Below are 425 nucleotides of genomic sequence, written 5' to 3'. Positions count from 1 at the left end.
CGAACGACCGGTCACGGATCTCGCCTCGCTCGTGGAAGAACACAGCGCGTTTCAGCTTATGGGCGGCCTCTCCCCTGTTGAGACCGGCTTGGCATCTCCGCCGCAATGCCGGACTTGAGTACCATTCGATCATGAAGAGCGACCTTTCGATACGGCCGAGTTCGCGGAGCGCCCTCGCGAGATGGCTTTGCTTCGGAGATGCGGACAGCTTCTTCAGGATCGTAGACGGTACCACAGACCGCGTCGTGATCGACGCCGCGAGATGGAGCAGGTCGTCCCAATGATCGAGGATCAGGGCGGTGTTGATCGGCGCCCCGATATGGTTCGACAGGGTTGGATATGCATCGCTCCTCTCGAACGTGTGGAACTTCCGGTCTTTGAGATTGCGCAGTCGCGGTGAGAACCGCTTTCCGATCAAGGCGAAC

General features: G+C 59.5%; 1 protein-coding gene. It reads right to left on the bottom strand.

Translation table 11 applies throughout. From position 1 onward, the window contains the following. Positions 1-425, bottom strand: a 425-nt coding sequence (locus DOU54_RS18535) for a Tn3 family transposase (RefSeq protein WP_146617384.1), incomplete at both ends; no start/stop codon positions are given.

Source organism: Agrobacterium sp. MS2, assembly GCF_003261015.1.
Lineage (GTDB): Bacteria > Pseudomonadota > Alphaproteobacteria > Rhizobiales > Rhizobiaceae > Agrobacterium > Agrobacterium pusense.
The sequence above is the reverse complement of the archived record's forward strand: the minus strand, read 5'-3'. Positions and strand labels throughout refer to the sequence as shown.